Source organism: Jiangella muralis (genome assembly GCF_001270745.1).
Lineage (GTDB): Bacteria > Actinomycetota > Actinomycetes > Jiangellales > Jiangellaceae > Jiangella > Jiangella muralis.
The window spans coordinates 18,428-33,046 of sequence record NZ_KQ434758.1 but is presented as its reverse complement, the minus strand read 5'-3'; the positions used below and the strand labels follow the sequence as shown (position 1 = coordinate 33,046).

Here is a 14,619-nt window from a genome sequence, read left to right as displayed (position 1 = left end):
GAGCAATCATGAGACTCAGAGTGATCGCGGCCGGCCTGGCCGTGGCAGGTCTGCTGGCCGCATGCGGCAGCGACGACGACTCGACCGGGAGTGCCTCCGCCGAGGTCACGGCGCCGGCCAGCGGCACCGTCCGGTACGAGTCCTGGACCCCGACGCAGGAGACGTTCGACGCCGTCGTCGCCGCGTTCGCCGAGGACAACCCGGACGTCGAGGTGACCAGCAAACTGGCGCCCATCGCGGACTACCAGACGTCGCTGCAGACGCAGCTGCGTGCGGGGGAGGGGCCGGACGTCTTCGTGGTGTCACCGGGCGCCATGTTCACCCAGTTCGGCCAGTACATGGAGCCGCTGGACGACTACGCGGCGGCGTCGAACGGCGACGACTGGGCCGACGTGTACGCGCCCGAGCCGTTGTCGCGCGCCCAGGCAGACGGGACGACGTACGGGCTGCCGGTCGGCTACGGGGTGGCCGGGTTCCTGTGGGTCAACAAGACGCTGCTCGCCGAGGCTGGCGTCGAGGTTCCTGACACGTACGACGACCTGGTGGCGGCGAGCGCGGAGCTGGCCGCCCAGGGCATCGCGCCGATCGCGCTCGGCGGGAAGGACCCCTGGCAGGTCGTCGACTACTACCTCGCGCTGGCCGCCGACATCGACAGCGACGCGCTCTACGCCGCCATGGACGGCTCCGGCGAGTGGACGGCGCCGGGCCTGGTCGAGGCGTTCGACGCCTGGGGCGGGCTGTTCGCCGACGGCGTGTTCCAGGAGGGCGCCGTCGGCGCGGCCACCTACAACGACGCGTATGACCTGTTCACCCAGGGCAAGGCGGCGTTCTTCGCCAACGGCAGCTGGAACCTGGACATGTACGCCAACTCGCTGGACCGGGTCGGCTCGTTCGACATCGACGCCATCCCGTTCCCGTTCGGCGACGACGGCGCGCCCATCACCGGCGACGTCAGCGGCATCGTCGTGGTCAACAAGGACAGCGACAACAAGGCTGCGGCCTACCGGCTGGCCGAGTACCTGAGCACGGGCGCCGGCAGCCAGATCCTCATGGACACCTTCCTCGACTTCTCCGTCACCGCCGAGGAGCGCGAGCCCAGCGAGCTGCCGGAGCCGGCCGCCCAGCCGCGGGCGTCCATCGTCACCATGATCGACGAACGGTTGGCCGGCTACCGGCAGGTGCCGTCGCCGTCGGTGGCGGAGGCGCTGGGGTCGGCGCTGGTGGCAGTGGCCACTGACTCGGCGACCCCCGAGGACGCGGCCGGACGGGTCCAGGATGCGGCTGAGTCGTCCTGACGGGATGGACCGGGTGCGGTGGCGGCGTGGTGGCCTCCTCTACGTCGCCCCCGCCCTGGTCCTCTACCTGGCCTTCGTCGCCTGGCCGGTGCTGAAGAACCTGCAGACCAGCTTCCTGGGCAACACCGAGTTCGACCCGTCACTCAGCTTCGTGGGCCTGGACAACTACCGCTGGCTGGTCGAGACCCGGGCCAGCCGACTCGCGTTTCGCAACGTGCTGCTCTTCGGTGTGCTGACCGTGCCCGTGCAGATGGTGTTGGGCCTGCTGCTCGCGGTGGCACTGCGCGGCCGCGGCCTGGTCCGCGGGCTGCTGCGCACGCTGCTGTTCCTGCCGGTCGTGCTGACCCCGGTGGTCATCGGCTACCTGTTCGCCGACCTGCTGGAGACCACCAACGGGTCGGTCAACACCACGCTGCGGGCCATCGGGCTGGACGCGCTGGCGCATCCCTGGCTGGCCGACCCGTCGACGGCGCTGCCGGTGGTGGCCGCCGTCAACGTGTGGATGTGGACCGGGTTCTCGATGGCGATCTACCAGGCGGCGATCACGGGACTGGACGACTCCGTGCTCGAGGCCGCGGCGCTCGACGGCGCATCGCGCTGGCAGACGCTGCGGTACGTCGTCGCGCCGATGCTGCGCCCGGCCCACTACGCGCTGCTGATCCTCGGCGTCATCGGCACGCTGAAGACCTTCGACCTGGTGTACGTGCTGACGCGCGGCGGGCCGGACCACGCCAGCGAGGTGCCGACGAGCCTGCTGCTCACGACGTTGCTCAACGGGCGGGACGGGCGGGCTGCCGCGCTGGGCACCGCGGTGTTCGTGCTCGCGCTGGTCATGACCGTGCTGCAACTGCGGCGGTATCTGAGGGAGGAGTCGCGGTGAGGGGCGGCGGACGGCTCGGCCTGACCGTGGTGGCGGCGGTCACCGTGCTGTGGATGCTGCCGCTGGCCCGGCTGGTGACGGTGTCGCTGCGCGACGGCGGCCTGGACAACTACGGCGAGGTCGTGGCGCAGCAGGGTCTGGGCCGGTACCTGCTGAACAGCGCCGTCGTCACCCTCGGGGCGGTGCTGCTGGTGCTCGTGCTCGGCTCGGTGGCGGCGTTCGCCTTCAGCAAGCTGCGCTTCCCCGGCCGCAACGCGCTCTACGTGCTCGTGCTCAGCGGCCTGATGATCCCGGTGGCGGCGATCCTGGTGCCGCTGACGCAGATCGAGACCACGCTGGGCTGGCAGAACACCTACCAGGGCCTCTCCGTCCCGTATGCCGCCCTGGCGTTGCCGTTCGCGCTGGTCATCCTGCGCAACACCTACGACGGGCTGCCCGACGAACTGCTCGAGGCCGCGGTGGTGGACGGCGCCAGCACCTGGAAGGCGTTCCGGCGCGTGTACCTGCCGCTGACAACGCCGGCGCTGGTCATGGTCGGGATCTGGACGTTCCTGAACTCCTGGAACGAGTTCCTGCTGGCGCTGATGTTCATGGTGTCGCCGGAGATGCGCACCGTCACGGTCGTGCCGGCGAGCTTCCAGCTCGAGTTCTTCGTCGACGTCCCGAAGATCTTCGCCGCGCTGGTGCTGATCCAGCTGCCGGTGGTCCTTCTCTACGCCCTCATGCAACGCACCTTCGAACGCGGACTCACGGCAGGAGCGATCAAATGACCTTGGACGTTCGTTCGGCGGGATCGCTGCGCGCGCACCTGGGCGCCGCCGCGGCGCAGCTGGCAGCGTCGACGCCGTACTCGGTGGAGCTGGTGGCCCAGGACGTGCGCTGGGACCCGGGCTCGCCGCGGCTGTTCCAGGACTACCGCGGCGACCTGTCCGGCCGGTACCTCGACGCCGTCGAGGCGGCTGTCGCGGACGGGCACCCGGTCGACGGCGCCAAGTCCGAGGCGGTCCTGCGAGCGGTGCTGGCCGCGCAGCAGCCCGATGGGTTCTTCGGGCCGCCCGCGCTGGCCCTGCAGGTCGACCAGGGTGCCGCGTGGGGGCACGGCCGGCTGCTGCACGGGTTGCTCTCGGCGCGGCGATGGGCGGCCGACGGCGCCGCCGTCGACGCCGCGACGGCCCTGCTGGCCGACGGGATCGGCGCGCGCGTCCCGCAGTGGCTGCGCTGGGTGGTTGCGGCCGGCCGGCAGAAGTTCCGGCTCGACCCGTTCTCGGCTGTACTGCCGCTGGCCCTGCACGCGGAAGCGTCCGGCGCCAAGCCGGCGCTCGTCGCCGCGCGGACCCTGGCCGAGGCGCTACCCGCGGACGCCGATCGAGCGCACATGCACGGATATCTGCTGGCCCTGCGCGGACAGCTCGAGGTGGCCCGCCTGACTGGTGCGGACGACCTGCTGCGCGACGCGCAGGAGCGGGCCGACGTCGTGGCGCAGCGCTATCTGCTGCCGCACGGCGGGGTGACCGAGAGCCTCACGCTGCCGTGGGACGCGAACACCGAGGGCTGCGGAATCGCCGACTGGGTGATGCTCAACCTGCGTCTCTACCAGCTCCTGGACGACCCGCGGTATCTCGACCGCGCTGTCGTCGCCGCCTTCAACGCACTGCTGCACACCCAGCGCGCGTCCGGCCACTTCGGCTGCGAGACGCTCTCCGGCGAGGACGGCGTGCTGCTGAGCGACTACGCGCCGGAGGCCTGGTGGTGCTGCACCTTCCATGGGCTGCGCGCACTGCGCCACCTGGTCGTCCACGCCGTCGACGCGGATGCCGACGTCGTCCGGGTGCACCTGCCGCTGGCGCTGACCGCTCGCGACGGTGCCGGTGTGCCGGTGCTGACCGTGACCGGCGACTACCCGTACGGCGACACCGTCGAGCTGACCACCGGGCCCGGTCTCCGGGCCGCGGAGCTGCACGTCCGCGTGCCGTCGACGGCCGGGGTGCGCCGGCTGCTCGTGGGCGGCGCGCCGGCGCGGGCGAGCGCGGCCGACGGCTGGCTCCGGCTGGCAGCGCCGCCGCCGGGCACGACCGTGACCGTGGAGCTCGCTCAGCACGAGTGGTTCGACGTCGACGGCGAGGCGACGGTGCCGCCTTTCGCGAACACCACCCTGCCAGCGCCCGACCTCGCCACGGCGCGCGTGGCGGCATTCCGCGGACCGCTGCTGCTGGCCGCCAGCACCGCCGACAACCCGCCGGACGACGTCCTGCGCGGCCGGTTCCTGGTGCACCCGCGCGAGCAACGCGCCTTCGTCCACGAGGCGGGCGGCGTGCGCGCAGCGACGTCGGGACACGACAGCTTCGCCGCCGACCTCACACTGGCGCCGCTGGCCGGGTCGGACCGGTCCCGCCACGACCGCACGGTCCGCACCTGGTTCCAGGGCCTGCTCTACGCGCGACGCACCCTGCACCACTGAGGTTCCCCCCAGCGGGCGGACCACCTCCCTCCTTCTGAGAGGCCGATAACCAGTGACGAAACGCGCCAGCGAGCCGGTCCAGGCTCGGGTCTGAGGCGGGACCGATCGCCAGCGACAGCACCACACGGCCTGGGTGTCGGGCTGCGGCGGCTGCCACGTTGCAGCACCGGGCGCAGCCCGACACTCGTGCGGATATTGGTTGTGCTGATCAGGGTGACCAGCGGTGCCCCCTCTGATCTGCGCCGTCAGATGAAGGCAGCACGAATCGGGTCGGTGAACCCTTCGCCGATGACGACCGAACTGCCGAATGGCATGGTGGCGAAGCCGAGGTTGTTGTGGAAGGCGTCGACATCGCCGTCGGTGCGGATGTGCGCGATTTCGGCGCGTCCGTCGCCGTCGAGGTCGGCGAAGCGGACCCGGGCCGGGTCGGTGAACCCTTCGCCGATGACGACCGAACTGCCGAATGGCATGGTGGCGAAGCCGAGGTTGTTGTGGAAGGCGTCGACATTGCCGTCGGTGCGGACATGCACGATCTCGTCGCGTCCGTCGCCGTCGAGGTCGGCGAACCGGACCCGGGCCGGGTCGGTGAAGCCCTCCCCGATGAGGATGGAGTTGCCGTACGGCGCGGTGGAGAACGCATTGTCGTTGTGCCACGCCTGCACGTCGCCGTCTGCAAGGACGTGAATCAGTTCGGCGCGGCCGTCGTCGTCGAGGTCGGCGAAGCGGACGCGCGCGGGATCGGTGAACCCGGTTCCGATCAGGACCGTGTTCCCGTATGGCAGCGTGGCGGCGCCGCCGTCGTTGTGTCGTGCTTCGATCTCACCGTTGGCGTTGATGTAGATGAGCTCGGCGCGGCCGTCGTCGTCGAGGTCGGCGAACCGGACGCGCGCGGGATCGGCGATCCCGTTGCTGATGACGACCGAGCTGCCGAATGGCATCGTGGCGAATCCGCCGGAGTTGTAGAAGGCGTCGATGTCGCCGTTGGCCTTGATGTTGGCGATCTCTGAGCGGGCGTCGCCGTCGAGGGAGACCGCACGCCTGCCGCCTTGGACCGGAAGGTTGTTGATCCAGGTCAGATCGATCGAGTACAGGTGCCGGGCCCCGTTGACCCAGCCGTGGAAGAACACTTTCTCGCCACCGGTCAGTCCGTCGGCCGTGTGGACCACGTCCGCGCCGCCGGGCCCGCAGATGCCGGTGTTCCCCTGGGTCATGAAAGGTTGGCTGGCCACTGAGAACGGCCCGCTGGCGCTGTTGGCGGTGGCGTACCGGGTCTCGTAGCCGCATCCTTCGTAGCTGCCGCCGGAGTAGAAGAGCACGAACTGGCTGCCGCGCTGGACCATGTCCGGCGCCTCGATCACCCCGCTGCTGGTGAGCAGCGCGGCGCTGCTGCCGACCAGGGACGTCCCGTTGTTCGCCGTTTGGGTCAGCCACAACGTGCTCGGGATCCCGATCGCGTTGCCGTCGTTCTTCCACAGCAGATACCGCGTGCCGTTGTTGGCGACGAACGTGTTCGCGTCGATGGCGCCACCTTGACTCAGTGGGCAGATCAACGGCGCGGGTGCCGGGGTGAACGGTCCCAGCGGGTTGGTCGCCGTGGCCGTGCCGATGCATTGCCGGCCCGATGCCGTGTGCCACGCCGTGTAGGTCAAGGTCAGCGTGCCGTCTGCGTTGGCTTGGACGTCTGGGGCCCAGGTCCGCCCGCTCTGCGCCCAGCTCGGTGACGGACCACCGGGCATGGCGTCACCGCGGACGGCCCATGGGCCGTCGATGGTCGGCGCGCTCGCCACCGGAACGTGCCGCCAGTTCTGGGCGGAGTAGGCGTACCAGGTGCTCCCTACCCGCACGATGTCGGGATCCGGAAAATCCTCGGCGACCAGCTTCTTCGGCACCTCGGGTGGTAGCGCGATGGCGGGCTCGACGGCTAGAAGGGACCCGGCCAGCCCGAGGGCCAGCGCGACCAGAGTGAGGAAGAGTGTTCGAGATGACCGGACGAGACGAGACATCACAGACTCCTTCACTGGGGATGGATCGGAGGGGCCTAATCCGTGGGTTTAGCCGGCACGGCCGACGTCGCTGCGAGTTGCGGCGCGGACGATCGCGCCTTGTTCGCGTTCGGTGATGAGGCCGGACTCGACCAGGGGTTCGAGCACCTCGTTGACGTGCCGGACGAAGGCGCCCTTGCTGGGCCAGGGCTCGTCGTCGCGGATCAGGTCGTTGATGGTGCAGCCGTTGGGGGTCGTCCGGTTCGGCACGCCGCTGTCGACGTCGCCGACCACGACGGTCTCCCGCGGGTCTGGCTCCGGGCACGCGGGCGGCTGCGGATCGTCCACGAGTACGCGGAGCTGCACGTGATCGGTCATTCCGGTGAGTGTCAGGGTGTCACCTTCGAACGGGACCACCTGCTGGTCCGGGTCGCCCACCACCTGCGCTTCGGTGATCTTCAGCCCGGCGGGTAGCCGCAGTCTGAGCTGCAGGTCGCTGATCGGGTGTCCGTTCGGGATCTGCAGGTCGACGTCGACGTACCCGTCGGCGGTGTGCGAGTGGATCGCGTAGGCGAGGTCGCCGAACGGCGTCGGGGCGTCCGATACCGAGATCTGTTTTCCGTCTTCCAGCCATCCACGCGGAGTCGAGAAGGCGAGGCGAAGGCCGTCTGGGCTGCCGTCCTTCTCCGTGACGTGGACCAGCATCCTCCTCAGCACGGTGAGGAAGAAGTCGTTGTTGAAGCTTGCCGGCGGGAGATATATCGAGCGGTAGTACTCGCCGTCGACCGGGCCGACGGTCTCGCCCTCACCGGAGATGAAGGTCCCGCGGGTCATGCCATGCACGAGCTTGCCGTACAGGGCCAGCACGATGTCGTCCGGCTTGTCCAGGTCGGCCAGGAGCTCGGTGCTCGAGACCCCGTATTGGTTGTCCACCCCGGACGTCCGGTAGCCGGGAAGCCCGCCGGGGGTCACCTCGCCGATGGCCGTCGGATAGTAGTTGAACCGCTGCATCCCCAACAGGAAGGATCCGTGTTGACGGGCATACTCGAGCGCCTGTTGTTCCAGCTCGTCCCCGAGGATGCCCGACGCGTACACGTACGGCATCACCAGGTTCCAGTACGAGCCGAGCTTCGTGTCGGTGATCGGGCTCCAAGGCTGCTCTCCGTCGAGCAGCGCGACGGGGATGAAGGTCTGGTCGTCCGTGACCTTGATCGCGGAGCTGTCGATCGCCGCCCGCAGCGCGGTCCCGAACTGTTCCGCTTCGACCTGGTAGCGGTCCGCGAGGTCGTCGCGGCCGATCATGCGCCAGACGGCCGCCATGTCACGGAAGGCGCGCCAGGCCATGGATTGGACGTGGGTCCCGTACATCTTCGTGCTGATGTCGTGGCTGAGTTCGTCCTTGGGCAGCAGCCCGTTCGGATCCGCGGCCCGCTCGCTCGCCAACTCGTCGAGATAGCCGCTGAGCTGTGGCGTGTTGTCGACGACGTACTCACGGTCACCAGTGAGCAGGAAGTACCGCGCGGCGGAGAGCAGCTTCGCGCTGCGCTCCCAGTGCAGGCTTCTGTTGTGCGTCAGGCCGAGGAGAGTCTGCAACCCGGACCTGGCATCGGCTTGGAAGCCGTACTCGGCCATGGTGACCTGGGCGTGATTGCCCTCGGGGAAGTGGGTCTCGTACTGGTTGCCCCAGCTGTATCGCCACCCGAGCTGCAGGTTCTGCACGAGCAGGTTGCGCTGGGCGTCCATCACTGCCTGCTCCGGGACCTCGTATGTCGCCCCCTCGCCCAGGCGTTGGGTCCACGCGTCGTTGGACGCGGCCCGTGCCGCGTCGAACAACGCGCTGTCGGCGGTCAGTGTCGTGGTCTCCACCGGGTCGATCGGCCGCACGAGATGCACGACGTCGGGCTGCGAGTCGGTCAGGTCCAGACGATGCTGCAGATCGCCGTCCACGATCTCACCGCCTGTGCTGAACGCCAGGTACGTTTCTCCATCGCGCACCAGCCGATCACCGTCACGCTGCAGCCGGCCGTCGGTCAACGCGGTCCGCAATTGGACGGCCTCGACGGCGGATTCGCCACGGTCGACGGTGACACGGACGTAACTGCCCAGCGACGCACTCGACGGGATCTGTCCGACGAAGGACTCCTGGGTGTACTCGACGCCGTCGACGTCCTGGTAGCGCGTGGTCAGGACGGGAAGCCCGTCATCGAGCTGCGGTTCGGACAGCGCGGCCAGGCACAGGCCATAGCGTTCCCGCCCATCCTCGCCCACGTAGAACGTCGCCTTGCGTCCGTCGGCGCGGTGGGAGACGATCTGGCTGCCATCGGCCACATGCAGCGCCATCGGACCGCCCGATCCGTCGGCTCCACCCGGCGTGCCCATCGGCACGTAATGCACGCCTGAGTCGGTCAGCTGGTTGCCGCCGTTCCCCGCCGGTTGGCCGACGAGCATGAGTGGTTTGAGGTATCCCTTGATGTTCTCGTAGGTGGGGCCTTCGGGCCGGGCCATGAGCTCGTTGCCCCAGACGTCGGGTCCGGAGCGCAGAGCCGCATTCACCGACTCGACGTACGCGGGGTCGAGTTCCAGCTGGTTCGAGCACTCCGCAGGGCCGAGATCGTCCACGACAGGCGGGCCGAAATCGAACTGCAGGGCCAGGTCGAGATCGCTGAGCCCGGCTTCGTTGTAGCCCTGGCGACCGGGATCACTCTCGCTTCTCGCCAGCGTGCCGGAGGTGGTCGCGGCCTCGCCCGCGGCCACCGTCACGGCGTACTGCCCGTCCGGGTCCACGGGCACCGGAGGTTCGAAGGAGACCGTTCGCATCCCCGCCGGGCCGGCGAAGAGCCGCGCCGAACCGATGACCGCTCCGTCCGGGTCATCCCGGTGCACGTTCACGGTCAGCGGCCCGTTGTTGGCCTCGCGCGTCCAGACGGCCACGTTGGCCACCGATCCGTCGAGGGCGCTGAACGACTCGCCCGCCAGGGCGCCGCTGTGCACGGGGCCGAAGTCGTCGTCGACGGGCAGGTGCTGAGCGGTTGTCAACGCCGACCGGCAGTACTCCACCTCGAGGGCCATGTCGACGCCGACCGGGCTCACGCCTCCCTCGAAGAACGCTCCGCCTGGGGCGTCGTCTTGCTGCTCGACCCGCCCCTGGGTGGATTCTGGGCTCGAGATCTTGAGGATGTACGTCTCACCCGGGGTGACCGGGATCGGCGTGGCCAGGTCGGCCTCCACCTTGCCCTGCACCCCGGCGGCCAGTTGTGCGCTGCCGAGGACCGGTCCCTGCGGGTCCGTCCCCTCGATGACGTCGGCCTGGATCGGTGCGTCAGTCGGCACCGTCATCCACGTCGCAACGCGCGAGATCAACGTCCCTTGAGCGGTGAAAGCCTCGCCCAACCAGTAAGGCCCGAACGTCGAATGAGCGAAGTTCCCGTTCCCCGGACGGGAATAGACCGCGGGCGGTCCCTGCACACCGGCGCGATGGTGGGCAGCGACCTCCTCCGGCGAGAGCGCGCGAGAGTACAGCGCGACCTCGTCCAGAGCGCCTGGCCACCGCTGCGCGGCGTCATCCCCACGGGCTCCGATCTTCAGCGTCGCCGGACCGGCCGCCGGGGCGACCGACGTCGAAGCGCTCGCGTCCAGTGAGCCGTCGAGGAACACGGCCAGCTCCGCGCCGTCGTAGGTGACGGCGACGTGATGCCAACTGCCGGTACTGACCACGGTCTCGCCCGTCACCGAGGCACTGCCCGAGGCGCCGAGGTTGAACGCCAGCAGCCGCCCGGCGCCATCGAGGCGCAATGCGAATCCGAGATTCGCCGGTGCCGAGTACTTCTCCACGATGCTCTGGCCGTCCCCGCCCAGCAATCGCTCCGCGCGGACCCAGGCCTCGACGCTGTAGGCACCCTCCGGGCTGACCGTGTCCGACGACGGCACTTCGGCGTAACCGCCGTCGAAGCGCACCGCCGTGTCCTCCGACTCTCCCGCGCCGGCACCACGCAACGCACCGGGCACCCCCAGCGTGGCGAACCCGCCCAGGTAGGTCCCGTGCTGATCATGTCCGGAGGAGTCCAGAAGCTGGGTCCCCTCCTTCTCACCCAACCGCCAGTAGGCGTCCGGCTGTGCTTCGGCGACGAGCTCCGGATACGGCCGGTCGTCGCCTGAATCCGGGTCAGGGCAGGTCACGAGTTCGCTGGCTTGCGGGGCCGGCGATGTCGCCGCCTCCACCCCGGAAACCGATGCCGCGGTTCCCACGACGGCGAGCAACGCCATCGAGGACAGGATGCAGAGCCAGCGTCTCAACATGTCATCTCCGGTATTTCGAAGATAGATTCGATATGCAAGAGTTTTCTATCTGGGTGCAGTGCTGTCAAGACCCGGCAAGGCGGTGCCGTCATCGCCCGTTCGTTGCCCGGTCGCCGAGGTCGACCGAGCCAGGCTGGACGGCCCGACGTCATTCCTCCGGTGCCGTTCAGGCGGCAGCTGCATCCAGCGACGAAGCCGTCCAGGCGGGTGTTTTCGCAGCTGATCGGGGTGCCGGATGCTGCTCGCCTGCTAGGCGCGTAAGTACCTGGATCGACGCAGCCGGCGTCGCAACCTGGCCGGACCGCCCTGAGCTCGCGCCGTCGTAGGGCACGATCCGACGCCACCGGTTCCTGTGCTCAGTGCCCGGGCTCAGGCTCTCCGGCGACGCCCCTGATGGCGTTGTCTTCCGGGTTCGACCCTTCCCGATACCGGCCTATTCCGGATGCTGCGAACGTTAGCCCCATCCGCCTGACCTGCGCCTTCTCGAGGCAGCAGCGCGGGACCGTTGGCGCCGGCTAGTCACGGACGCCCGCCCCATCGCGCTGACGTGGGTGTGGATCAGAGTGATGCCGGCATCGCCGATGCGCTCTTGTCGATCTTCTTGCCGGTGCTCAAGGTCGCTCGGGGTCTGCCTCATCAAAAGTGAACTCGCGGCAGCGGTCGCTGCCGCTGCCACTGCCAGACTACGGGTGAGCACCGACAGATTCGGTGACCATCCTCCCGTCCTTGTGGATAACTCAGCGGGTGGTGCGGTCTCGGGCGCTCCTGGTCCACTCACTGGAGCAGCACTGGAGCCCCACACCAACGAAAAGCGGCGGCTGACGCTGGAATACACCGAAAGACGTTTCCGCAGGTCAGCCGCCGTTTCGGCACCAACTGGCAGAGGAACTTCGGCAATACGAATGGCTACCTGCTCGCGACCAACGGCGGCGGAATCACCTTCGCCATGGGGCAACCTTCTGATGCACGCGGAGCCCGTTGAACCCGAGGTCCTTGATCAGTTCGGCCTCGGCGTACAGGGGCCGACCCCCTGTTCCTCTACGCGTGCGACCGCCTGGGCCTGATCGTCTGGGCCGACACCGCGGCGAGCTACGTCTTCAGCCCCAGATCGCTGCGCCGGCTCCCGCAGGAGTGGTTCGAGATCGTCGAACGTGACCGCAACCACCCCTGCATCGTCGCCTGGGTGCCGTTCACGAGAGCTGGGGTGTCCCTCACCTCGAGCACAGCGTGGCGCAACGGTCAGCCGTCACCGGCGTCCACGCACTCCTGAAAGCGCTGGACCCCACTCGCGTCGTCCTCGGGAACGACGGCTGGGAGTACGTCGCCGGTGATGTCGTCGGGATCCACGACTACACCCACGACCCGGATGACCTCCGCCGCCGCTTCGGAAGCCTCGAAGCGGCTCGGAATACCCTCCTGACCGAGCGCTCAGGCGACCGCCGGCTCCTGCTCGCAAAGCACGGTGAAGGGCCGCATCGCCCATGGTGCTCACCGAATTCGGCGGGATCAATCCGAACAACACCAACGAATCGTGGGCCGGCTACGGCGACGCCGAGGACGAGGAGGATTTCCATTCGCGGCTGCGCGGGCTGGTGGCGGCAACGGTCTCGAGCGGTCTCGCCGGCTACTGCTACACCCAGCTCACCGACACCCTCCAGGAGCAGAACGGCCTGACCTCCGCCGACAGGGTGCCCAAGGTCCCGGGCGAGAGCCTCCGGGCGATCTTCGGTCAGCCGTGACCCGCTCAGCCGGACCCACGTCGAGCGCGACAGATCCAGAAAGCGCAGGACTGATACCGACACCGTCCGACGGGTGTCTTCGCCCTCAATCACGCCCGGTAGCCTGACGAAGATAATCTCCGTCCATAGCCGACACGCCGAGATCATTCTGAAACGAGTTCTTAGCGCGGTCCACGCGGCGTGCATCGGGCGCTGACGCAGACATCGGGAACGGCCCGGATCCGTGGCAGTTGGAGCCCGGGCTGCTTGCCGATTGGCGCCGGTTCCGCCGCATGCAGGCCCCCGCGCTAGGCCTCCCACGGCGCGTCCGGCCTCTCAACAGAGTCGTCATCCGACTCTCACCCGGCGGAACCGGCGTTCCAGTATTGTCCGCGGTGCCGCCCGGCGGTAGGGGGCCAGTTCTGGTCATCGCAGAGCTCGGCGTACAGCCACTGGTTCCGCGAGCAACGATCCCCGGACACGAGTCGGACCCGCTGAAATGTCGTCACAGGGACGACGTGATCAGCCAGGCTCCAGGACGGACCGCGCCTTGTGCCAGGTTCGTTGGCCGTCGCGGAAGTGCTCGCGGCGAAGGCCCTCGATCAGGTCGTCGACATCGTCGCCGATGGTGAGGCGGTCGTCACGCTCGTCGCCGCCGACGGGTCTGACCAACAGCTGGGTCTGGATAATGTCGCCCGCCGCGGTCACGTCCAGGGCGATCTGTCGCCACTCGGCCGGCGCTGCGGCCGCCAAGCCGTCCGCGAGGCGACTGCGGACGTCTTGATCCAGATCCACCCGTCGTCCCCCGGTTACCCTTTTCGTGGCTCCGCAATGGGGCCTCCGGCCTTCGGGTCCGGCATGACTTCCCCCCTTGTTGTTCATGATCCGGGGGGTGGTGTCACCGGGTCCGGAGGCTTCGACGGACCGCTGGTGAGGGGCTTGAGCACCGGCTTCACCCAAGGCCGGAAGAGCTCTCCGTAACGTGGATGTGGCAGCTCGGTGCTCTGGCAAGGCCGGACGAAAGCGTGATGGAGGGCCTGCACGTGATCGACACCGGCGACATCGACGTCTTCCTCGGCCTGGACGTCGACAAGGGCGAACACCACGCCACCGCCGTCACCCCGGCCGGCAAGAAGGCCTTCGACAAGCGCCTGCCCAACACCGAACCCAAGCTCCGCGAACTGTTCGCGAAACTCCAGGCCAAGCACGGACGGTGCTGGTCGTGGTCGACCAACCAGCCTCGATCGGCGCCCTGCCGTTGGCGGTCGCACGGGACATGGGCTGCCCGGTCGCCTATCTGTCAGGTCTGCGATGCGGCGGATCGCCGACCTCGACACCGGCGAGGCGAAGACGGATGCGAAGGACGCGTTCATCATCGCGGACGCGGCCCGCGCGATGCCTCACACGCTGAGGGCGATCGACGGCGAGGACGAGACGATCGCCGAGCTGGAGATGATCGTGGGATTCGACGACGACCTGGCCGGCGAGGCCACCCACGTCGCGAACCGGCTGCACAGTCTGCTGACCCAGATCCATCCGTCGCTGGAACGTGTGCTGGGGCCGCGGTTGCAGCACCCGGCCGTCCTCACGCTGCTGGAACGGTTCGGGTCACCGGCCCAGATCCACAAGGCCGGCAGGCGGCGACTGGTCACGCTACTGCGGCCGAAGGCGCCGAGGACGGCCGAGTGGCCGGTCGAGGAGATCTTCGCTGCCCTGGACGAGCAGACCGTGACGGTCCCGGGGACCGAAGCGGACGCACTGATCGTCCGGAGTCTTGCCGCCTCGCTCACCGTCGTGTTCCCACGTCCGACGTTTTGGCACGCCCAACGGAGGAAGGGAAGAACTGCTATTACACGTATCGGACGCTCACCGTCGACGACGCTCCAGGGCGGCGGTCGCCGCGGACTTCGCCGGCGACCGAGCCGAACGCGTTGACCCGTACGGCTCGACGATCTCGACCGTGCTGTGGGAAGCGCACGGGTGTAACAAG

The 14,619-nt window shown here is 68.8% G+C and carries 8 protein-coding genes and 1 pseudogene; 6 read left to right on the top strand and 3 right to left on the bottom strand.

Features of this window, described 5'->3' with window-relative positions:
* The first annotated feature begins 8 nt into the window (after positions 1-8).
* Genes ACW62_RS15105 through ACW62_RS15090 form a run of 4 tightly spaced genes read left to right on the top strand, consistent with a single transcriptional unit; the run spans position 9 to position 4,633 of the window.
* Positions 9-1,295 (top strand): ABC transporter substrate-binding protein, encoded by a 1,287-nt coding sequence (locus tag ACW62_RS15105; RefSeq protein ID WP_083459786.1) that lies wholly within the window; start codon positions 9-11, stop codon positions 1,293-1,295.
* 4 nt (positions 1,296-1,299) lie between these two features.
* Complete coding sequence (locus ACW62_RS15100; RefSeq protein ID WP_053204951.1) at positions 1,300-2,175, top strand: carbohydrate ABC transporter permease; 876 nt, start codon at positions 1,300-1,302, stop codon at positions 2,173-2,175.
* Positions 2,172-2,945: a carbohydrate ABC transporter permease gene (locus ACW62_RS15095; RefSeq protein WP_053204950.1), complete on the top strand. Its 774-nt coding sequence runs from the start codon at positions 2,172-2,174 to the stop codon at positions 2,943-2,945. The genes ACW62_RS15100 and ACW62_RS15095 overlap by 4 nt, the downstream gene beginning before the upstream one ends.
* Entirely contained in the window at positions 2,942-4,633 is a 1,692-nt protein-coding gene (locus tag ACW62_RS15090; protein WP_083459784.1) for a glycoside hydrolase family 127 protein, read from the top strand. The genes ACW62_RS15095 and ACW62_RS15090 overlap by 4 nt, the downstream gene beginning before the upstream one ends.
* Positions 4,634-4,878: 245 nt before the next feature.
* On the opposite strand, the gene ACW62_RS15085 is transcribed toward ACW62_RS15090, so the two are convergent.
* Both ACW62_RS15085 and ACW62_RS15080 read right to left on the bottom strand, forming a co-directional pair.
* Positions 4,879-6,636, bottom strand: a complete 1,758-nt coding sequence (locus ACW62_RS15085) for a family 43 glycosylhydrolase (RefSeq protein WP_083459783.1) — start codon at positions 6,634-6,636, stop codon at positions 4,879-4,881.
* A gap of 48 nt (positions 6,637-6,684) precedes the next feature.
* Entirely contained in the window at positions 6,685-10,878 is a 4,194-nt protein-coding gene (locus ACW62_RS15080; protein ID WP_169792063.1) for a LamG domain-containing protein, read from the bottom strand.
* Positions 10,879-12,392: 1,514 nt separating this feature from the next.
* On the opposite strand from ACW62_RS15080, the gene ACW62_RS15075 reads away from it, so the two are divergent.
* Positions 12,393-12,650: a hypothetical protein gene (locus ACW62_RS15075; protein ID WP_053204946.1), complete on the top strand. Its 258-nt coding sequence runs from the start codon at positions 12,393-12,395 to the stop codon at positions 12,648-12,650.
* A 501-nt stretch (positions 12,651-13,151) separates the two neighbouring features.
* Here ACW62_RS15075 and ACW62_RS15070 read toward each other — a convergent pair.
* The gene (locus tag ACW62_RS15070) at positions 13,152-13,382 is read right to left on the bottom strand and encodes a hypothetical protein (protein ID WP_157574774.1); all 231 of its coding nucleotides are present in this window, start codon (positions 13,380-13,382) and stop codon (positions 13,152-13,154) included.
* A 326-nt stretch (positions 13,383-13,708) separates the two neighbouring features.
* Here ACW62_RS15070 and ACW62_RS35255 point away from each other — a divergent pair.
* Positions 13,709-14,462: pseudogene (locus ACW62_RS35255) on the top strand (IS110 family transposase); the annotation flags it as partial.
* Between the last annotated feature and the right edge of the window lie 157 nt (positions 14,463-14,619).